This is a genomic window from Bacillus sp. FAU20 (genome assembly GCF_056033865.1).
The window spans coordinates 44,461-64,916 of sequence record NZ_JBVYHY010000003.1; the positions used below are offsets into that span (position 1 = coordinate 44,461).

General features: G+C 35.6%; 24 protein-coding genes and 2 pseudogenes. 19 read left to right on the forward strand and 7 right to left on the reverse strand.

Features of this window, described 5'->3' with window-relative positions:
- The first annotated feature begins 53 nt into the window (after positions 1-53).
- A complete protein-coding gene (locus AC0OM3_RS00475) occupies positions 54-749 on the forward strand; it encodes a hypothetical protein (protein WP_001252920.1) in 696 nt (231 codons plus the stop codon).
- 41 nt (positions 750-790) lie between these two features.
- Here AC0OM3_RS00475 and AC0OM3_RS00480 read toward each other — a convergent pair whose 3' ends face one another.
- Positions 791-1,249 carry a universal stress protein gene (locus AC0OM3_RS00480; protein ID WP_001066673.1) on the reverse strand — a complete coding sequence of 153 codons (459 nt, stop codon included), beginning with the start codon at positions 1,247-1,249 and terminating at the stop codon, positions 791-793.
- A 147-nt stretch (positions 1,250-1,396) separates the two neighbouring features.
- Between AC0OM3_RS00480 and AC0OM3_RS00485 the strand changes: the two genes are divergently transcribed.
- The 9 genes and pseudogenes from AC0OM3_RS00485 to AC0OM3_RS00525 all read left to right on the forward strand — a co-directional run bounded on the left by AC0OM3_RS00485 (position 1,397) and on the right by AC0OM3_RS00525 (position 6,739).
- Positions 1,397-2,188, forward strand: coding sequence for an SDR family oxidoreductase (locus tag AC0OM3_RS00485; protein WP_033703588.1), 792 nt, complete (start codon positions 1,397-1,399; stop codon positions 2,186-2,188).
- A gap of 213 nt (positions 2,189-2,401) precedes the next feature.
- Complete coding sequence (gene ald, locus AC0OM3_RS00490) at positions 2,402-3,535, forward strand: alanine dehydrogenase (protein ID WP_001219405.1); 1,134 nt, start codon at positions 2,402-2,404, stop codon at positions 3,533-3,535.
- A 139-nt stretch (positions 3,536-3,674) separates the two neighbouring features.
- A pseudogene (locus tag AC0OM3_RS00495) lies at positions 3,675-4,102 on the forward strand (hypothetical protein).
- A 44-nt stretch (positions 4,103-4,146) separates the two neighbouring features.
- The gene (locus AC0OM3_RS00500) at positions 4,147-4,479 is read left to right on the forward strand and encodes a cupin domain-containing protein (protein ID WP_000450939.1); all 333 of its coding nucleotides are present in this window, start codon (positions 4,147-4,149) and stop codon (positions 4,477-4,479) included.
- Positions 4,476-5,264: a GNAT family N-acetyltransferase gene (locus tag AC0OM3_RS00505; protein ID WP_061884663.1), complete on the forward strand. Its 789-nt coding sequence runs from the start codon at positions 4,476-4,478 to the stop codon at positions 5,262-5,264. The genes AC0OM3_RS00500 and AC0OM3_RS00505 overlap by 4 nt, the downstream gene beginning before the upstream one ends.
- Before the next feature lie 2 nt (positions 5,265-5,266).
- Entirely contained in the window at positions 5,267-5,611 is a 345-nt protein-coding gene (locus tag AC0OM3_RS00510) for a DUF6176 family protein (protein ID WP_001100236.1), read from the forward strand.
- A 72-nt stretch (positions 5,612-5,683) separates the two neighbouring features.
- Positions 5,684-6,139, forward strand: coding sequence for a GNAT family N-acetyltransferase (locus AC0OM3_RS00515; protein ID WP_000703676.1), 456 nt, complete (start codon positions 5,684-5,686; stop codon positions 6,137-6,139).
- A 137-nt stretch (positions 6,140-6,276) separates the two neighbouring features.
- A pseudogene (locus AC0OM3_RS00520) lies at positions 6,277-6,469 on the forward strand (anti sigma factor C-terminal domain-containing protein); the annotation flags it as partial.
- A gap of 63 nt (positions 6,470-6,532) precedes the next feature.
- Complete coding sequence (locus tag AC0OM3_RS00525) at positions 6,533-6,739, forward strand: hypothetical protein (RefSeq protein WP_001248905.1); 207 nt, start codon at positions 6,533-6,535, stop codon at positions 6,737-6,739.
- A 14-nt stretch (positions 6,740-6,753) separates the two neighbouring features.
- On the opposite strand, the gene AC0OM3_RS00530 is transcribed toward AC0OM3_RS00525, so the two are convergent.
- Complete coding sequence (locus AC0OM3_RS00530; protein WP_000941450.1) at positions 6,754-7,581, reverse strand: DUF2785 domain-containing protein; 828 nt, start codon at positions 7,579-7,581, stop codon at positions 6,754-6,756.
- 93 nt (positions 7,582-7,674) lie between these two features.
- Here AC0OM3_RS00530 and AC0OM3_RS00535 point away from each other — a divergent pair, with 93 nt between their 5' ends.
- Positions 7,675-8,049 carry a hypothetical protein gene (locus AC0OM3_RS00535; protein ID WP_000816729.1) on the forward strand — a complete coding sequence of 125 codons (375 nt, stop codon included), beginning with the start codon at positions 7,675-7,677 and terminating at the stop codon, positions 8,047-8,049.
- Between the two features lie 20 nt (positions 8,050-8,069).
- The gene (locus tag AC0OM3_RS00540; RefSeq protein WP_001079381.1) at positions 8,070-8,426 is read left to right on the forward strand and encodes a DUF3221 domain-containing protein; all 357 of its coding nucleotides are present in this window, start codon (positions 8,070-8,072) and stop codon (positions 8,424-8,426) included.
- Between the two features lie 30 nt (positions 8,427-8,456).
- On the opposite strand, the gene pepQ is transcribed toward AC0OM3_RS00540, so the two are convergent.
- Positions 8,457-9,554 carry a Xaa-Pro dipeptidase gene (gene pepQ, locus AC0OM3_RS00545; protein WP_000994016.1) on the reverse strand — a complete coding sequence of 366 codons (1,098 nt, stop codon included), beginning with the start codon at positions 9,552-9,554 and terminating at the stop codon, positions 8,457-8,459.
- Between the two features lie 149 nt (positions 9,555-9,703).
- Here pepQ and AC0OM3_RS00550 point away from each other — a divergent pair, with 149 nt between their 5' ends.
- Complete coding sequence (locus AC0OM3_RS00550) at positions 9,704-10,387, forward strand: metal-dependent hydrolase (protein ID WP_000868924.1); 684 nt, start codon at positions 9,704-9,706, stop codon at positions 10,385-10,387.
- Positions 10,388-10,427: 40 nt separating this feature from the next.
- On the opposite strand, the gene AC0OM3_RS00555 is transcribed toward AC0OM3_RS00550, so the two are convergent.
- Positions 10,428-10,589, reverse strand: a complete 162-nt coding sequence (locus AC0OM3_RS00555) for a hypothetical protein (protein WP_061884660.1) — start codon at positions 10,587-10,589, stop codon at positions 10,428-10,430.
- Between the two features lie 244 nt (positions 10,590-10,833).
- Here AC0OM3_RS00555 and AC0OM3_RS00560 point away from each other — a divergent pair, with 244 nt between their 5' ends.
- Both AC0OM3_RS00560 and AC0OM3_RS00565 read left to right on the forward strand, forming a co-directional pair.
- Positions 10,834-12,147 carry a CBS domain-containing protein gene (locus tag AC0OM3_RS00560; protein WP_000201574.1) on the forward strand — a complete coding sequence of 438 codons (1,314 nt, stop codon included), beginning with the start codon at positions 10,834-10,836 and terminating at the stop codon, positions 12,145-12,147.
- Between the two features lie 209 nt (positions 12,148-12,356).
- The gene (locus AC0OM3_RS00565; protein WP_000093043.1) at positions 12,357-12,620 is read left to right on the forward strand and encodes a DUF3949 domain-containing protein; all 264 of its coding nucleotides are present in this window, start codon (positions 12,357-12,359) and stop codon (positions 12,618-12,620) included.
- Between the two features lie 7 nt (positions 12,621-12,627).
- Here the strand turns inward: AC0OM3_RS00565 and AC0OM3_RS00570 are convergent, their stop codons facing one another.
- Positions 12,628-12,933 (reverse strand): YtpI family protein, encoded by a 306-nt coding sequence (locus AC0OM3_RS00570; protein ID WP_001144757.1) that lies wholly within the window; start codon positions 12,931-12,933, stop codon positions 12,628-12,630.
- Between the two features lie 238 nt (positions 12,934-13,171).
- On the opposite strand from AC0OM3_RS00570, the gene AC0OM3_RS00575 reads away from it, so the two are divergent.
- Positions 13,172-14,104, forward strand: coding sequence for a DHH family phosphoesterase (locus tag AC0OM3_RS00575; RefSeq protein WP_000545130.1), 933 nt, complete (start codon positions 13,172-13,174; stop codon positions 14,102-14,104).
- A gap of 51 nt (positions 14,105-14,155) precedes the next feature.
- Here AC0OM3_RS00575 and ytrI read toward each other — a convergent pair whose 3' ends face one another.
- Positions 14,156-14,659 (reverse strand): sporulation membrane protein YtrI, encoded by a 504-nt coding sequence (ytrI, locus tag AC0OM3_RS00580; protein WP_001265736.1) that lies wholly within the window; start codon positions 14,657-14,659, stop codon positions 14,156-14,158.
- Positions 14,656-15,069 carry a YtrH family sporulation protein gene (locus AC0OM3_RS00585; protein WP_002005839.1) on the reverse strand — a complete coding sequence of 138 codons (414 nt, stop codon included), beginning with the start codon at positions 15,067-15,069 and terminating at the stop codon, positions 14,656-14,658. Before AC0OM3_RS00585 ends, ytrI begins: the two co-directional genes overlap by 4 nt.
- Positions 15,070-15,111: 42 nt before the next feature.
- Between AC0OM3_RS00585 and dnaE the strand changes: the two genes are divergently transcribed.
- The 3 genes from dnaE to AC0OM3_RS00600 all read left to right on the forward strand — a co-directional run bounded on the left by dnaE (position 15,112) and on the right by AC0OM3_RS00600 (position 20,439).
- Positions 15,112-18,438: a DNA polymerase III subunit alpha gene (dnaE, locus tag AC0OM3_RS00590; RefSeq protein WP_000673719.1), complete on the forward strand. Its 3,327-nt coding sequence runs from the start codon at positions 15,112-15,114 to the stop codon at positions 18,436-18,438.
- Between the two features lie 133 nt (positions 18,439-18,571).
- Positions 18,572-19,780 (forward strand): NADP-dependent malic enzyme, encoded by a 1,209-nt coding sequence (ystJ, locus tag AC0OM3_RS00595; protein WP_161508111.1) that lies wholly within the window; start codon positions 18,572-18,574, stop codon positions 19,778-19,780.
- Positions 19,781-19,794: 14 nt separating this feature from the next.
- Entirely contained in the window at positions 19,795-20,439 is a 645-nt protein-coding gene (locus AC0OM3_RS00600) for a FadR/GntR family transcriptional regulator (RefSeq protein WP_000204432.1), read from the forward strand.
- The last annotated feature ends 17 nt before the right edge of the window (positions 20,440-20,456 follow it).

A 20,456-nucleotide genomic window follows, 5' to 3' on the forward strand; every position in this document is an offset into this window, starting at 1 on the left:
TTCCTAAAAAATGTATGTTAACCTAATGTTAGGAAATAAGAAAGGGATGGAAAATGAGACGTATTTATTTTGTAGGATTAATTTTGTACACGCTAATCGTATTACACGCTGCATTTCCAAACATCTTTTCATTTAAGGATGTAGAAACAGTACACGTTGGGATATTTATCTTTATTCTATTTGTAGTAGATTGCTGCATTTCGATATGGCTTTCGAAAAGAAAATATGTACAAGATAAAAAAGAAATGGAACGGAAAAAGAGAAAACGTTCATTTTGGATGATGACGTACTGTTTATCTTTAGTACTTACTGCTGCTTTTTTTAGTGAGCATATTCCATTAGAAAGAGTAAATATTGGATTTGGAGCATTCGTATTTGCATACTATTTTTTCATGCACTTTCTTCCTTATATGAAAGAAAAGCGAGGAGAAGGGGAAGATCCGCTTGTAGAAGAAGCGAGAGAACAAGAGCATAAGAGAATAGAAGAAGATATAAAGAAACTCGGAGAACAAAAGTGGTATTTGAAATCAAAAATCATATATGTTCTTTGCTTTATTACGCCGCCAATTGGTTATTTATATGTTTTCTTTCTTCGTAAAAAAATGACAGAAGGTGCAAAGCAAACGTACTTAATGGTTGCGACGATTATGATGGCATTATGGTCTTTGAAGTTTTTACCTCCTTATGTATTGGCAATTACCGTTGTTGTTATAGCTTGTCTTGTATTTATAGTAAAATATGTGAAATGAAAAACACCAAGCCCATGTGGACTTGGTGTTTTATCTATAAATTAAAGCTCACCTTGTTCCTCATCACCACGAACAACAAGGACATCGCATTTCGCATAGCGAATAATATGTTCAGAGACGCTACCAATTAGGAAACGCTCAACAGCATTTAAACCAGTCGCGCCACACATAATTAAATCTACTTTATGGTTTGGAGCGATTTCTTTTGAAATTTTAGATTTAGGGTTACCAAATTCTAATACAGTTTCAATTTTTTCAAGACCAGCTTCAAGCGCAGTTTTTTTGTAGTCTTCTAATAAGTCTTCTGCAAATAGATTTGCACGTTCAGCAATTGCACGGCTATAAGCCTCTACTGCTGAGTACGCTTTTACATCAACGATATGAGCAATTGTTAATGTTGCATTATTGCGCTTTGCGACTTGAATTGCTTTTTTAAAGGCTTTTTCTGCTTCTTTAGAACCATCCACCGCGATTAAAATATTTGTATATGTATTATTCATAGTAAATTCCTCCCAATCTGTTTTATAACTGTTTACAACTTAATTATAAAACAAATTTTGGTAACGTGCTTGCCAGAAACGTTACAGAATTTTGAAAACTCTGTTTCAATTCATTTTAGTTGTAATTGGAGCGAGAACTTGTTACATATGAAGTATAGCAATTTAAAAGGGGGCAGTTTTGTGAGACATGCGCTCATTACAGCCGGTACGAAAGGTTTAGGAAAGCAAGTAACAGAAAAGTTATTGGCTAAAGGCTATTCAGTAACAGTAACATATCATAGCGATATAACGGCTATGGAAACGATGAAAGAAACATATAAAAACGTAGAAGAGCGTCTACAATTCGTGCAAGCGGATGTCACGAAAAAGGAAGATTTACATAAAATGGTAGAAGAAGCGATAAGCCGTTTTGGCAAAATTGATTTCTTAATTAATAATGCTGGTCCATATGTATTTGAACGAAAAAAGTTAGTCGATTATGAAGAAGATGAATGGAATGAAATGATTCAGGGTAATTTAACAGCGGTATTTCATTTGTTGAAACTTGTCGTTCCGGTTATGAGAAAACAGAACTTTGGCCGTATTATTAATTACGGATTCCAAGGGGCAGATAGTGCACCGGGATGGATTTATCGTTCAGCTTTTGCAGCAGCGAAAGTAGGACTTGTTTCATTAACGAAAACTGTTGCTTACGAAGAAGCAGAATATGGAATTACTGCAAATATGGTATGCCCTGGTGATATTATTGGTGAAATGAAAGAAGCGACAATTCAAGAAGCACGTCAGTTGAAAGAACGTAAAACACCAATTGGTAGATCTGGAACAGGCGAAGATATCGCAAGAACGATTTCGTTTTTATGTGAGGAAGATTCCGATATGATTACCGGTACAATTATTGAAGTAACTGGTGCAGTAGATGTTATTCATAGACATCGATAGAGAAAAATAAAGTGAAGATTCGAATGATTGGACAGTTTATCCTTTATGCTGATAGGTGCGGATAATACTGTCCTTTAATATAAAATTAAATCTATCGGAAAACTTATATTATTTTTTGTCAAATATTGAGATATTATGTTAAAATATAAGAGCGTAGAAAGCGCTTTAAAAAATGATTCAGGGGTCATTTCATAACTCAAGGGGGAACTAATAATGCGTATCGGTATTCCAACAGAAATTAAAAACAATGAAAACCGCGTGGCAATGACGCCAGCGGGAGCAGTACATTTAGTGCAAAATGGTCATGAAGTTTTTGTTCAAAAAGGAGCAGGTTTAGGGTCTGGCTTTACGGATGAAGAATACGTACAAGCTGGTGCGAAACTTGTTGAAACTGCTGAAGAAGCATGGAATCAAGATATGGTTATGAAGGTAAAAGAGCCAGTAGCAAGTGAATACGGCTATTTTCGCGAAGGTTTAATTTTATTCACATACTTACACTTAGCTCCAGAACCAGAATTAACGAAAGCATTAATTGATAACAAAGTTGTATCAATTGCATACGAAACAGTACAATTAGATAATCGTTCATTACCATTACTTGCACCTATGAGTGAAGTAGCAGGTCGTATGTCTGCACAAATCGGTGCACAATTCCTTGAGAAAAACAAAGGCGGTAAAGGTATTTTACTTGCAGGCGTTCCAGGGGTAAAACGCGGCAAAGTAACAATTATCGGCGGTGGTCAAGCTGGTACAAACGCAGCGAAGATTGCAGTAGGTTTAGGTGCAGATGTAACAATCATCGACTTAAGCGCAGAACGTCTTCGTCAACTAGATGACATTTTCGGTAACCAAGTAAAAACATTAATGTCTAATCCATACAACATTGCAGAAGCTGTAAAAGAATCTGACCTTGTTATTGGTGCAGTATTAATTCCAGGTGCAAAAGCGCCAAAACTTGTAACTGAAGAAATGATTCAATCAATGGAACCAGGTTCTGTCGTTGTAGATATCGCGATTGACCAAGGTGGTATTTTCGAAACAACTGATCGTATTACAACTCATGATAACCCAACTTACGAAAAACACGGCGTTGTTCATTATGCAGTTGCTAATATGCCAGGTGCGGTTCCACGTACGTCAACTCTTGCATTAACAAACGTAACAGTACCATATGCAGTGCAAATTGCGAACAAAGGCTACAAAGATGCTTGCCTAGGCAACACTGCATTATTAAAAGGTATTAACACATTAGACGGATATGTAACATTCGAAGCAGTTGCAGAAGCGCACGGCTTACAATACGCTGATGCGAAAGAGCTTCTTGAAAAAGCTCCTGCTTTATCATAATAGAGACAAATTCAAGACCTTCCTTTATGAGGAGGGTCTTTTTTTATGGAGAAATAACATGTGAATAATTGTTATTTATTGGTGTAAATTGATTTTCATTATGATAATTTAGAATTATATAACAAAAAGAGGGGGTTCAATGGGGAGCAAAAAGAGGAAGAAAAAGCAAGCTAAAAGACAAAAGTATATAAAGAAAAAACAGGAACAGAACATACCTCTTTCAAAAAAGTGGTCATTATGATAGAGAAAACATTTCGGTATATTTGTATGGCTCTGTATGTGATTTTGTGTATGTATTCATTTGGAGTGTTGTACAGTTTTGAGATAACCCCCAATATTATTGAGAGCATTCTAGAAGTTACACTTGTCGTAATAGAATTAGCCTTATTCGTTATACTCTTTGCTACAGTATGGCCTAGTCATGAAAGTAAGAAAGATAAGCAAAGAAAAATGAGAAAAAAATCTTCATATGCTTCAAGTTCATCAAGTGGATTCGGTGACTACAGTAGCAATGATTGTAGCAGCTCAAGTGATGGTGGGGGAGATTGCGGAGGTGGTGGAGACTAAGCTAGTTTTTCAGAAGAACGACTAATGAAAGGATGAGACGAAAGATGGAAACTGTGAACTTAATAGAATTAACAAAGGACATTCAAGATCAACATAAAAACTTCGTCGTTTCAAATGTAAATAGTCATTGCTTACGAATCGCTGTATTTACTGGTGAATATGATTGGCACTATCATTCTAATTCGGATGAATTATTCATTGTATTAGAGGGAGAATTACTTATTGATTTTGAGGATGGAGAAACAGCGGTATTAAAGCCAAATGATTCTATTTTAATTCCAGCATGTACGATTCATAGAACGAGAGCATTAAAGAGAACGGTAAATCTTTGTTTTGAAAATATAGAGGCGGATACAATTATAGTGGAGCAATTATGAAAAAATTATCTGTAGCCGAGTATAGAAAAATCCTTCCGATTTTAGAAAGTCATACAAAAACGACGACGTTTGCTTATGCGGTATGTGATCAAATGATAGATGGTGAAGTTTTTACAAACGGGCAGTTAACAGCAGGATTAATTATTACAGGTAACGGTATCTATTATTTATTTGGTGATACGGATGATCACAAGTATAACGAAAATTTATTTGCATATTTAAAAATGGCTATTGAAAAAACAGAGAAGAGATTTACACTCTTTACTTCAAGTGAAGAGTGGGAAATGATGATAGAAGGGCGATTTAGTAATATACTTCGGAACATTCCGCGAATGAAATTTCAAAGCATAACCTTTGAAGAGAAAAAACAAGATTGTAACATAAATACATATGAAGTGAAGCGTATTGATAGAAAAGATATAGCACAAAGCAATGAATTTACAGAGGAATATTATAAAGAATATTGGGGATCAACTAAAGTGTTTTTAAATAATGGCTTTGGATTCTGTATAGAACAAGATGGGATAATTGTAGCGGAATGTGTTTCGATATTTAACGGGAATGGATTTGCTGAAATTGATATTGTAACGCATGAAGCATATCAAGGGAAAGGATTAGCCCAAGCTGTTGCAATGCGGTTCATTGAACATTGTATGAAAAATAATATTACACCGTGCTGGGATTGTTATGTAGACAATATTCCTTCGCAAAAATTAGCTAGTAAATTAAGTTTTTATCATCCAATAGAATATAGATTGCTTGTACGTAAGAAAACGGGGGAATAAAAATGAATGTGGAGTTAACGAGATTCAAAGTGAAACAAGGTAAAAGTCGTCGTGTAGATGAATGGATGCAGCTTCTGAATGACAATATGAAAGAAGTGCTGTTGACACTAAACGACGAAAAAATGTACGTTGAGACAATTTTCCGGGAAATAAGAGATGGAGAAGAGTACTTATATTGGTATTCTGTGCAAGGAAAAGGTGGTATTTTTGTCGAAAATTCGCATCATGAAATTGATAAAAAGCATTTAGCGTTTTGGTATGAATGTATTGATGAAGAAGCACCATCTGTTGATATGAAAACAGAAGTTGTTATGATTCAAGATGTTGTGAAGGAAGCGATGAAATAATAGATTGTTATTTTATAACCGTAAAATGGTCTTCTTTTTTGTTGGAATATATATTATTGGAGATGCTGTAGGATGAAAATTAGTAATAAATATATCACTCTCGATGAAATAGAGATAATAAGAGAATCCTTAAATAAATTGCATGAATATCATAATAATAAATCAAAATATTTTTCTGGCGATTATCCAAGAATGACATTTGAGGAACGTATTGAAAATTATAAAAAGAACTCAAAGTACGGAGAATATAGAATTGAATTATTGATTGAATCAGAAACAGATAATATATTAGGATTTTGTATAGCGTATAGTAAAAGCGTAAGCGGGAAGGTTGAAGTTTTATTTGTCGATGAAAAATACCGAAGAAACGGATTTGGTTTGAAATTAATGAATGGTGCAGTGGAATGGTTTAAAGAAAAGAAGATAGATGAAATTGAATTAACAGTAGTATACGGAAATGAAGCTGTATCGTTTTATGAAAAGCTGGGGTTTTATCCTCGTTCAATTATTATGGCAACTAAGTCATAACGGTAGTATGGGGAGAGAGGAGTGGAAGTCTTTGTTTGAAAAAAATGATTCATATTTTACTAGAATATATGTGAAGAGCGCATCAAAATAGATGTGCTTTTTATTATGAAAAAATTTATAAAAGCTGCATTTGGATATCTTTAAGTGAAAATAAAGAGGGATATCGAGAATATTTTAGGATAAACTATAAAGAAATAAAAAAACACCAAACCAAAAGACTTACCAATATACGGTGTAGTCGTAACAGGGAAAACAGAGGATTTACAAAGTTTACAAGGGTCACCGTATATTAAGGCTGCTGTAAGAGGTGTAACAGTTGAGAAATATTAATTACAGTCTATTAATGTGAATAATCAGAAAATTTATGGTATACTATGTGAAAAGGAGGTTTATATGAGGCAAATACATGGAGCAATTTATATTTACATAACAATGTTTTTCGTGGCGATATCCTATGGATTAGGGCACGTGTATTCGCATCCTATACTAACTTTTTTAAGCGGAGCATGTATGGCGTTTGCGCTTCTTGTCCACCTTTTCTCAGTTTGGATCGTGAAATTTCAATTAAATATTAGTGAAATAGAAGAAGGCACTTTCTAAGTGGCCTTCTTTTTTTAATAATATTTTCGAAGTTCTTGTAGCAATTTTTCAATTTCGCATTCAGTTTCTTTACATATAGACATTGTACGTAATCTGAAAAATAAGCTACGTAAGAAAGATTTTATATTTCCGTATAGATACTCGTACGATTCAATATGTAATGTTTGTTTTTTGACGGGTAATTGAGCTACTAAATCATGAAGGGCTAATATGAGTACTTCTTCTTTTAGACCACTTTGGAGCATTGCGACAATCGGATAAACGAGACGTTCATCTTCCTCATATTTGTAGTAAATAGAATGGACGCAAACTTTGTTTAATAAAGTTTGTAATATTTCCTCGTAATATAAAGTTTCCAGTTTAGGACTACGAATAAGCGCCTCAAATGTATCAGAAGCGTGAGCGATACTATGTGCCCAGCCGTGGTCTTGCACATATCCGCGGAAATCATGCTCGTTGTTCATATATAGAACTAATTGATCTTTTACATGTAAAAGATCAGCCTGTGATAAGAAATTATGGTTTGTATCGGCATCAATAATGAGTGTAATTAATAATGTTGTAAAGGCGCGGGTAAATACCGCATCTTCGTCATCCGAATGAATTTTATACAATAAATATTTGTCACTGATGCTTTCTGATAATAGTTTCTGTAAGTGTGTGTGTGAAATATAGTCCTTCTTGATTAGGTGATAAAAAGTAGAGTAGATAAGTTTATCTCTTAAATAACTATCAGTATCCCCAATATGCTCCAGCATACTGGAACTTAAAGGATCGATATTGAGGACATTATTGATTACGTAATTATTATTACAAATTTCTTCTAACTGTTGTTGTAACATATAAACCTCCTATTTTAGAAAATTCTGTATTTTGATAGTATAATAAGAGGAAGAAATAGACAATAAATAAATGCTTTTGAATGGAGGGGCATGATGAAGAGAGCATTATTCTTTTTCATTAGTATTTTCTTTTTAGGGAGTTGTTCGATTTGGTATGTTACTTTTTCTAGCGAGAGCAAAAGTTGGACGGGACAATATAAGGGCCATATTAAGGACGACAGTGAAGATGGAGTGTTTACGTTTCAGTACAAAGGCGGAGATGGGAATACAGAATTTAAAAATTTAGAGATTGCTATTAATGGAGCCTTTAGCACAATGACACAAACGTCAGAAAGTCATAAAGGAGCAAAGATTGAAATGAAATCATCTTGTGTAAGTTGTGCGCCTTTATCTAAAGATGAACCGATAGAGGTTGTGATTAAATGGGATGATAAGTATGAGGAGAAGATGGTGTTAAATTTGAAATAGCCTAGAGTAAGGAGTTAAAAATGAATAGGCATATGAAAAAATTAATGTTTATAAATGTATTTCTAATCATATTATCAGCGTGCACTACAAAACAAGTAGAGGTAAAAAAAGTACCTGAAGAAGGGTATGTCATAGTAAGAAATGACACGGTATTTTTCGTCAGTGATAAAACGTTTGAAACAAAAATAGAGTTACAAAATTATATAGAACAACAAATGAATAAAGAGTATCCATCACATATAGTTTTGAGCTTTAAGGATAAACGTGCATATAATCAATTAAAAACAGGGGATAAAATAAAATTATGGTCTTCTCAAATGCTTGAAAGTTATCCAGCAAAAATGATTGTAGAGAAATTTGAAATAGTAGAGAAATAGAAAAAGGCAGCAACCAAGCTGCCTTTTTTCTTATTTTACAAATTGTAATTCTTTCGGGAACTTCGTTAAAATTTCTGATCCGTCTTTTGTGATGTAAATATCATCTTCAATACGAACGCCACCTACGTTTGGTACGTAAATACCTGGCTCGATTGTGAAGACCATACCTTCTTTTAATGGAGACTCGTTACTAGCTTTTACATCTGGATATTCGTGTACGCTAATTCCAAGTCCGTGACCAAGGCGGTGCGGGAAGAAGTCACCGTAACCTGCATCTGCGATAACAGAACGAGCAGCATTGTCGATTGCGCCAAGTGTAACACCTGGTTTACATGCTTCAACTGCTTGTAGTTGTCCAGCAAGTACAGTGTTGTAAATACGAGTTTGCTCTTCAGAAATCCCACCGAATGCCACTGTACGTGTAATATCAGAGCAATAACCATCAATGATTACGCCTAAATCAAATAGTACGAAATCGCCGCGTTTCATTTTGTTTGCGCCAGGAATACCGTGTGGAAGAGCTGAGTTCGCACCTGCTAATACCATCGTATCAAATGACATTTTATGTATGCCTTTTGTTTTTAATTCGTGTTCAATAATTGCTAATACTTCTAGCTCGCTGCGGTTTTCTTTAATTGCATTTACACCAACTTCAACAGCATAGTCCGCCATTTTAGCTGCTTCGCGTAAAATAGAAAGCTCTTTTTCATCTTTAATTAAACGAAGTTCACGAACTTTCTCTTCAGCTGATTTGAAAGCTGCATTTGGGAATAGTTTTGTTAATTCTTCGTAGCGTTCTACGTTTAAATGTTCTTTTTCAATTGCAACTGCATTTGCATTGATGCCGCGGTCTTTAATTGCTTTTGCAATCATATCCCATGGTCGATCAGTGTCAGTGAATCCGATAATTTCATGTGCCCAGCCAGCGTTACGAGCTTGACCTTCTTCCATTTTAGGACAAATTAAAATAGGTTCTTTTTCTTGGAATACAAACATACCAAGTAATCTTTCATGTGGTTCACAGTGGAAGTTTGTCATGTAGAAAACGTTCGGTGTAGAAGTTAAGAACGCAGCTTCTATGTTTTTTTCTTTTAGCCATTGCATTAAATTTTCTAATCTAGCATTCATCGATTGGCACCCCCGAGATATTTAATTACAAATATAACTTTAACTCGGAAGAAAGCGTTATGACAAGTAAATAGATGTTAGAAAAGACAGGGGATTCAAAAATCATGTAGAATAAAAAGTGAGAATGTGAATAGGGGAGGAATGTAATAATGAAAGTATCTTATCATGGACATTCAGTTGTGAAAATTGAGGCGAATGGAAAAGTTATTTTAATTGACCCGTTTTTAACAGGTAATCCGAAAACAGATTTAAAAGCTGAAGATGTAAAAGTGGATGCAATTCTTTTATCGCATGGACACGGTGATCATGTTGGAGATACAGTAGAGCTTGCGAAGAAAAATAATGCAGTTGTTGTAGCGCCATTTGAATTAGCAACATTTTTAAGTTGGCAAGGTGTAAATACACACCCGATGCATATTGGTGGTTCACATGAATTTGACTTCGGAAAAGTGAAGTTTACACAAGCATTCCACGGCTCTAGTTATATTGATGAAGAAAATAAGACGATTACATATACAGGTATGCCAGCAGGTATTTTATTTACAGCAGAAGAGAAAACTGTATACCACGCAGGAGATACTGCACTATTCTCTGACATGAAGTTAATTGGGGAATTAAATAAAGTTGATCTAGCATTTTTACCAATTGGTGATAATTTCACAATGGGACCAGAAGATGCTGTACTAGCGGCAAAATGGATTAATGCGAAAACTGTTGTACCGATGCATTACAATACGTTCCCAGTTATTGAACAAGATCCATATCAATTTGTAGAAAAGCTACAAAATTGTACAGGGAAAGTATTAGAAGCTGGAGAAAGTATTACACTATAGAAAAGAAACCCTTCATTTGAAAAGAAAAGTGAAGGGTTTTTTACGTGTGTAGGACAGCTTTTAATGCTTGTATTTGTTTTGGTGATTCTTTTCTTTTGGTAAGTGGTTGTTCAGGTGTTTCATTCAATTCTATTGCAACCTTTTTCCCATCTACGAAAGCTAAAAATACAGCACCTACAACCTCTAAAAATTTTTTCATCATGTGTTCGCTCCTTTGTTTTATTTCTTGTCTTAATTGTATAGGTAATCAAGTGTACGAACTATCGAATGAGATGACGATAGCATTACATTGTTGTAATAGAATGACTGGTGGAATGTAAGAGTCATTTTGTTATAAAAAAAATAGTACAGGTATGCAAAGAGAGAGTGTAACAGTTTTGAAAATATAGTATACTAAAAGTACAACACATGAAGAATTTAGGGAAAAGAAAGTATGGTGAAACCATTTGGCTACCAAGCATAACCAAATTTTAGAACATATTAATAGCCTGCCAGTAGGCCATAAAATTTCTGTAAGACAAATTGCGAAAGATTTGAGTGTAAGTGAAGGGACCGCTTACCGTGCAATTAAAGATGCAGAAAATAAAGGATATGTTAGTACAATTGAACGTGTCGGAACAATTCGAATTGAACAAAAGAAGAAAGAAAATATCGAAAAACTGACATATGCAGAAGTCGTTAACATTGTCGATGGTCAAGTACTTGGGGGCAGAGAAGGACTACATAAAACATTAAATAAATTCGTAATCGGAGCTATGAAATTAGAAGCGATGATGCGCTATACAGAAGCTGGGAATTTACTCATTATTGGTAACCGTACGAATGCACATGAATTAGCGCTAGAAACTGGAGCTGCTGTATTAATTACGGGCGGGTTTGATACGGAAGATCATGTGAAGAAATTAGCAGACGAATTAAAGCTGCCGATTATTTCAAGTAGCTACGATACATTTACGGTTGCAACGTTAATTAACCGTGCAATTTATGACCAACTTATTAAGAAAGAAATTGTACTCGTTGAAGATATTTTAACGCCAATTGAAGAAACGTTATATTTAAGGCCGAGTGATACAGTACAGCAATGGCATGCGTATAACGAAGAGACAATGCACGGAAGATATCCAATCGTCGATGAAAATAACAAAGTGCTAGGAATCGTAACTTCAAAAGATATGATCGGTGTAGCGAAAGAAACACCAATTGATAAAGTAATGACAAAACACCCAATTACAGTGAACGGTAAAATGTCTGTCGCGGCTGCGGCACGTATGATGGTGTGGGAAGGAATTGAATTACTTCCTGTCGTTGAGGAAGGAAATAAGCTGCAAGGTATTATTAGCCGTCAAGATGTACTTCAGGCACTGCAAATGATTCAACGTCAGCCACAAGTTGGAGAAACAATTGATGATATTGTAACGAATCAATTTATGACGCCAAAAGAAGCGAGGAATGAGCATCTATATCAATTTTCGGTGACGCCACAAATGACGAACTCAATCGGAACGTTATCGTACGGTGTATTTGCAACAATTGTGACAGAAGCGACAAATCGCGTCATTCGTGCGCAAAAGAAAAGCGATTTAATTGTTGAAAACTTAACGATTTATTTCGTAAAGCCGGTTCAAATTGATAATGTTGTATCCGTTCATCCGAAAGTATTAGAAATTGGGCGTAAATTTGGTAAGGTCGATGTAGAGGTGCATCATGAAGGTAATGTTGTTGGAAAAGCATTACTTATGGTTCAGTTAATCGATAAATAAAAAGATGGGACAAATCGTTTTGATTTGTTCCATCTTTTTTGCTGTTTTACATTTGAAAGGCATGATTTTAGATGGGAGTTTTAGTGGAATATGTATGGGATGGAGTGGAAAAGTAACGTAATAAAAGACAGAATAGTAATTCAATTCCGTCGTATATTGTGTTATGATTATATTGTAAGAAAATGGATTTCTGAAAGGTGGTATGCATTATGTCGTCAGCCGTACTCTTTTTTTGTAGTATCGCACTATTTTACTTTCTTGTAATGATACCGATCCAATATTTATACTTACAAGGTTTACATGAAAAAAAGGAAAAGACAGGATTATCTCAGCGAGAGCTATATGAAAAAATGTCTTTTGGAGAAGAACAATTACATTTTCACGTACAAGGTAACCCATTTAATATACCATCTGCGTTTGTTGCATATATGATTTTGAAAGTTAGGGGACGTAAAAAAGCATCACAATATTGATGCTTTTTTATGTTGCTTCATAGACTTCGGCTTCTTTAACTGCTAATGGCAAGAAATGTTTGTATTGGCGAAATCCATTAAATACACTTGCACTACCAAATAGAATGAATAAAACACCAACGATAATACGAGCGGTTGAAAGTTCTAAAAAGAATTGGTTTATCCCGAAAAATAAAACGAATGAACCGAGTGCCATTGCGGATTTTCCTGAGAGCCAACCTTTTTCCATTGGGCGGTTTGTACGAAAGTATTTTGTTTTGTAAAAGATGTACAACATAAATGAGACGATAATACAGAAGACTAATACTGGCATAATGAACACTCCCATCGCTTTGTGAAAAATAATAGAAAAGAAAAAGAAATATCTAAACTTTCTAACTTTTATTATAAAGCAATTGTTCGCATGTATGAAATACTTTCCGTTATAATGGAGGATAAAGTGAAACTTTAATTAGTGTGGGGATGTTTCCATGCGCTAATGATTAGCCCCATCCATTGGGCTTTTACTGCACGTTAAAGTGAAGAAGTTGATTAAAAAGGAGATTATACATATGCATGAGCAAATTTTAGGAGCAATTAAAGAATTTGATACAATTATTATTCATCGCCACGTGCGTCCGGATCCAGATGCGTTAGGTTCACAGGGTGGTCTTGGTACAATTCTACAAGAATCGTTTCCAGAGAAAAATATTTATACGATTGGGTACAATGAACCGTCACTAGCATACTTACGAGTAATGGATGATATTGAAGATAGTGTATACGAAAATGCGCTTGTTATTGTTTGTGATACTGCGAATCAAGAACGTGTTGACGATCAACGCTATACAAAAGGGAAGATGTTAATTAAAATTGATCATCATCCAAACGAAGATCCATATGGAGATATTACGTGGGTAGATACGACAGCGAGTTCTACAAGTGAAATGATTTATGAGTTTTATAACTATGGAAAAGATAAGGGGTTAAAAATAACAAAAGAAGCAGCCCGCCTTATTTTAGCAGGAATTGTTGGAGATACAGGTCGTTTCTTATTCCCAAATACGACAGCAAAAACACTTCGTTACGTAAGTGAGCTTGTTGACATGGGTGTGAAATTCACAGATTTATACAATGAAATGTATAAGACAAAAGAAAAAATTGCTCGTTTAAACGGTTATATTTTACAAAACTTTACGATGGTAGAAGAAGGAGCAGCTTACATTAAATTAACGAAAGAAGTATTAGAAGAGTTTGATGTACTTCCTTCTGAAGCATCTGGTGTTGTTGGAGCGCTTGGCAATATTGATGGATTAAAGGCGTGGGTTCTATTTTTAGAGGAAGACGACGTAATTCGTGTTCGTCTTCGTTCAAAAGGACCAGTTATAAACAAATTGGCAATGCAATATAACGGCGGAGGGCATCCGATGGCTTCTGGTGCCAAGGCATCTTCTTGGGAAGAAGCGGATCGTCTTTTTGCTGATTTACGTGAGATTTGTAAATAAGAGACTATATGTTAGAACGAAAAGAAGGAGCGGCGCTAAAGCCCTCCTTCTTTATTTTTCTTTCTCTATAGTTATGCTAATTTCAAGCACTGTATCAAAAGATATTGTATCGACTTTAAAACGGTATAGCCGATCGTAATGTTTGTACGTTTTATTTTCGATTACCTTTTTTAGCAGGTCTTTATTTTTTGCGATACTTTGAATGTTTTTCGTTAAAAGATGCTGGAGATCATTATGGATAGATGTAGTCATATTTTCGAGTGTAAGATTGTCTAAATCGTATTTTTCTCGATTGATAAGTTTTATTTTAATCTCTTGAATGGTTAAGAGTCGTTTATTTTCAGTGTTCAATTTTTCTTGATCTTCGAGAAGGACGTGGAGCTTTGCTTCTTGTTTTTCTATAATTTCTCTTTGTTCTGCTATTTTACTAGCTTGTTCTTCTTGAAAAACACCGTATATGTACAAAAAAATAAACCAGCTCAACACGCCTCCAACAGCAGCACCGGCTAATACTAAGTACCATCTTTTTGCTGTATTGGCACTTGGTACTCTCATACATGTTCCTGCGTTAGCCATTTAATAATAATGAGACCTGTTTGCATACCACCAGTTGCGAAAAAAATAAGGAGAATTTGTTTTACGATATCTTTCATATCTCCGCCAAAGAAACTTCTTTCAAAGCTATAAAAGGTATCGAATGTTCCACCGATTGCTGCAACGAGTGCCCAAATTCTTAAATTTTGGGCGAATTGATTAATGTAAGTTAGAGCTGGTTTTCCGATAAGAAACGCACCAAATCCACCAATTAATGAACCGCCAAGTATAACCCCAAAGGCAATAAAATAACTAATAATAAGCAGAGAGAAAAAAGTATGTTCTCTTACATCCATCGTCATTCCCCTTTCTTCTTCATATATATGGACAAAGTATAAGAAGTATGTTTTGATTTCCGCTTTCCTCATCACCTATAATAAAAGTAGTCAAATAGGTAAAGAGAGGGTACAACAGTGAAGTTTGTGCATTTACAATGTCAAACCGTTTTTAGTTTATTAAAAAGTGCTTGTAAAATTGATGAGCTTGTAGTCAGGGCGAAAGAACTCGGTTTTTCATCGCTGGCTATTACGGATGAAAATGTTATGTATGGCGTTATTCCGTTTTATAAAGCATGTAAGAAACATGGTATACAGCCTGTTATTGGATTAACCGCTTCTATTTTTAGTGAAGAAGAAGAAAGGTCTTATCCGCTTGTATTACTTGCTGAGAATGAAATAGGCTACCAAAATTTATTAAAGATTTCTAGCAGTATTATGACAAAGTCCAAAGAAGGTATTCCTAAGAAGTGGCTTGCGCATTATGCGAAAGGATTAATTGCAATTTCACCAGGTAAAGATGGCGAAATTGAGCAATTATTACTAGAAGACAATGAGAGTCAGGCTGAAGAAGTAGCTCGCACATATCAAAATATGTTCGGCCATTTTTATATGAGTTTGCAGCATCATGCGATTCAAGATGAGTTGCTTTTACAAGAGAAACTACCTGAATTTATTAGTAGGGTTAATATTCCAGTCGTTGCAACAAATGATGTGCGCTATATCAATCAAAGTGACGCGCTTGTTCATGAATGTTTACTATCTGTTGAAAGTGGAACGAAAATGACTGATCCAGATAGGCCGAGGCTGAAAACAGATCAGTATTATTTAAAGTCATCGGATGAAATGGAAGCACTATTTTCCCATGCGCCGGAAGCAATCAAAAATACAATAAAAATTGCAGAGCGTTGCCAAGTAGAAATACCGTTCCATGTAAATCAACTTCCGAAGTTTCCTGTTCCGTCTAATGAAACGAGTGATATATACTTGCGTCGTGTTTGTGAAGAAGGTTTGCGGAAACGATATGGTGCTCCGAAAGAAGTGCATATAAAGCGTTTGGATCATGAATTAAATGTTATTTCTCGTATGGGATTTAGTGATTATTTCCTCATCGTATGGGATTTTATGAAGTATGCACATGAAAATCATATTCTAACAGGACCAGGTCGTGGATCGGCAGCTGGTTCACTCGTTTCATACGTATTAGAAATTACAGATATTGATCCAATTGAATACGATCTATTATTTGAAAGGTTTTTAAATCCTGAACGTGTGACGCTTCCTGATATTGATATTGATTTTCCAGACGTAAGACGTGATGAGATGATTCGCTATGTGAAAGATAAATACGGTCAGCTCCGTGTTGCGCAAATTGTAACGTTTGGTACGCTTGCAGCAAAAGCGGCAATTAGAGACATTGCCCGCGTAATGGGGCTTCCGCCGCGAGATATTGATATATTTTCAAAACTTATCCCATCAAAGCTCGGTATAACGTTAAAAGATGCATATGAAGAATCACAATCACTTCGTGAGTTTATACAAGGGAATCTTCTACATGAGCGTGTGTTTGAAATCGCAAAACGTGTAGAAGGTTTACCACGTCATACGTCTATTCATGCGGCTGGTGTTATTATGAGTCAAGAACCGCTAACAGGCAGTGTAGCAATTCAAGAAGGACATAACGATGTTTATGTTACGCAATATCCAGCCGATGCGCTAGAAGAACTTGGGTTGCTTAAGATGGACTTTTTAGGATTACGTAATTTAACGTTACTTGAAAATATTATAAAATTTATCGCGAACAAAACAGGGAAAGAAATCGATATAAGAAACTTACCTCTTCAAGATGAAAAGACGTTCCAATTATTAGGGAGAGGGGATACAACAGGTGTATTCCAGCTTGAGTCAGGTGGTATGCGAAATGTACTTCGCGGGTTAAAACCGAATGAGTTTGAAGATATCGTAGCTGTTAACTCGTTATACAGACCAGGACCGATGGAACAGATACCGACTTTTATTGAATCGAAACATGGAAAAAGAAAAATTGAATATTTACATCCGGATTTAAAGCCAATTTTAGAAAGAACATACGGCGTCATTGTATACCAAGAACAAATTATGCAAATTGCATCGAAGTTAGCAGGTTTTTCGCTTGGTGAAGCAGATTTACTGCGCCGTGCGGTGAGTAAAAAAAATCGTGATATTTTAGATCAGGAACGTAAGCATTTCGTCCAAGGATGTTTGCGAAATGGATACGATGAGACATCCGCAGAGAAAATTTATGATTTAATTGTAAGATTTGCGAATTACGGTTTTAACCGAAGTCACGCTGTAGCTTACAGTATGATTGGATATCAGCTTGCCTATTTGAAAGCGAATTATACGCTGGAATTTATGACGGCATTATTATCAAGCGCAATTGGAAATGAAGATAAGATTGTACAGTATATACGAGAAACGAAGCGGAAAGGTTTTCACGTTTTGCCGCCGTCTCTTCAGAGGAGTGGTTACAACTTCCAAATAGAAGGGAATGCGATACGTTACAGTTTACTTTCGATCCGAAATATTGGAATGGCTACAGTGACGGCATTATTAGAAGAACGAGAGAAAAAAATGTTCGAAGATTTATTTGAGTTTTGTCTCCGTATGCCGTCAAAGTTCGTAACGGAGCGTAATTTAGAAGCTTTCGTCTGGTCGGGATGTTTTGACGATTTTGGTGTTTCGAGAACGAATTTATGGAAAAGTATTAAAGGGGCGTTAGAGTACGCGAATCTCGCACGTGATTTAGGAGATGCTGTTCCAAAATCGAAATATGTACAAGGAGAAGAGTTATCTTTTATTGAACAACTAAATAAAGAGAAGGAAGCACTTGGCTTTTATTTATCAAGTTATCCAACAGCGCAGTATGTGAAGTTAGCAAAAGAATTAGAAATTCCATCTCTCGCTCAGGCGATGCGAAACAAGAAAAAAGTACAAAGAGCGATTGTGTATATAACAAGTGTGAGAGTGATTCGTACGAAAAAGTTTCAAAAGATGGCATTTATTACATTCTGTGATCAAAATGATGAAATGGAAGCGGTCCTCTTCCCGGAAACGTATATACATTTCTCGGATAAGTTGCAAGAAGGAGCAATTGTTTTAGTTGACGGTACGATTGAGCTAAGAAATCATAAGCTGCAATGGATTGTAAATGGACTATATCCGCTAGAGGAAATGGATGTTTATGAAGAAAAGAAAGACGCATCTGTTTACGTGAAATTGCCATCTCAGTATGAGAAAAAGCTTTTAAATCAGGTTACGAAAATATTGTTCGACTATTCAGGTTTTGCGAAAGTACTAATTTATTATGAAAAGGAACATAAAATGGTACAATTATCTCGGAGTTTATCGATTCATCCAAGTGAAGAATGTTTAGGAGCACTTCGTGAAATTGTCGGGGAAGAAAATGTAGTTGTGAAAATATAATGGACAATTTCCCTACACTTCGATTATTATAGTAGTAGTGTTCGTGGTCAGACCACTTGGAGAAATTGATATCAGCAAGAATAATTTGAGGAGAGTGGATAGTTTGTCAACACTTCGTGAAGAAGCACTTCACATGCATAAAGTGCATCAAGGAAAATTAGAAACTGTATCAAAAGTAAAAGTAGAAAATGCAAAAGATTTAAGTCTTGCATATTCTCCAGGGGTTGCAGAACCTTGTAAAGAAATTTATGACGATAAAAGTAAGGTATATGAATATACGATGAAGGGAAATATGGTAGCAGTTGTGACAGATGGAACAGCTGTACTTGGTCTTGGTAACATTGGACCTGAAGCATCTCTTCCAGTAATGGAAGGTAAAGCTGTATTATTCAAGAGCTTTGCTGGTGTAGATGCATTCCCAATTGCCTTAAATACAAACGATGTAGATAAAATTGTTGAAACTGTAAAATTAATGGAGCCAACTTTTGGCGGCGTTAACTTAGAAGATATCGCAGCACCAAACTGCTTCATTATTGAAGAGCGTTTGAAAAAAGAAACAAATATTCCTATCTTCCATGATGATCAACACGGAACAGCTATCGTAACAGTAGCAGGTCTTGTAAATGCACTGAAATTAGTTGGAAAGAAAATGTCTGACATTAAAGTTGTCGCAAATGGCGCAGGTGCAGCAGGTATTGCAATTATTAAACTTTTATATCGCTATGGTGTACGCGACATTATTATGTGTGACCGTAAAGGCGCAATCTATGATGGTCGTCCTACAGGTATGAATCCGGTGAAGGATGAAGTTGCAAAATATACAAATAAGAATCGTATAGAAGGTTCTTTAGCTGATGTTGTACAAGGTGCGGACGTATTCATTGGTGTGTCTGCAGAAGGTGCATTAACAGAAGAGATGGTTCGTACAATGAATGACGATGCGATTATTTTTGCAATGGCGAATCCAGTTCCAGAAATTATGCCAGAATTGGCAAAAGCAGCGGGCGCAGCTGTTGTTGGAACAGGTCGTTCTGACTTCCCGAACCAAGTAAATAATGTACTAGCGTTCCCTGGTATTTTCCGCGGTGCACTTGACGTACATGCGACACAAATTAACGAAGAAATGAAGATGGCAGCTGTACAGGCTATTGCTGAGCTTGTAGCAGAAGATGAGTTAAATGCAGACTATATCATTCCGGCGCCATTTGACGCGCGTGTAGCGCCTCAAGTAGCGGCTTACGTTGCAAAAGCAGCAATGGAGACAGGAGTAGCTCGCCGTCAAGTAGATCCAAATGAGATCGCTGAAAAAACAAAACAATTAGCGCTGATTGGTAAAGAATAAGCGAGGAATTTCCATTGACATCATCAAATACAAAAGTATATCTCGAAATTGTAAAAAAAATCCGTTCCATTATGGAAGAGGATGGTTTGGTAGCGGGGGATCGTTTGCCGTCTGAGCGTGAGTTAAGTTCACGCTTAAACGTAGGACGTTCCTCTGTAAGAGAAGCATTGCGTGCTTTAGAACTGGTAGGATTGATTGAAACGAGACGTGGTGAAGGGACGTTTATTCGAAACTTTTATGATAACGGTCTTGTACAATTAATTGCTCCGTTCTTATTGCAAGATGAGAAAACAATTCGTGATTTATTACAAACGAAACGATTACTTGAGAAAGATATGATTCGAATTGTATGTAATTTACCGAAAGAAATGTTTTCTAAAGTACTAAGTAGATTACACCAAGTACTTGAAGGAAATGAAAGCTCAATCCCAACGCTTCATCAAACGTTCTTTAAAACCCTTATTGAACAAGTCGATAATTATTTACTATATCGCATTTGGATGATCGTAAATGATTACGTAGCAACTCTTTCTTGTAAAGTTTCAAGAGATTCTATCAATATGTATAGAAAGCTTTATGCTACTTTGGAAGAAAAACAAGAAAATGATGCACTAAAAATTTACGATGAATTAGTAGAGAATATACAGTTTCACTCGTAATGTATAAAATTTGTCGA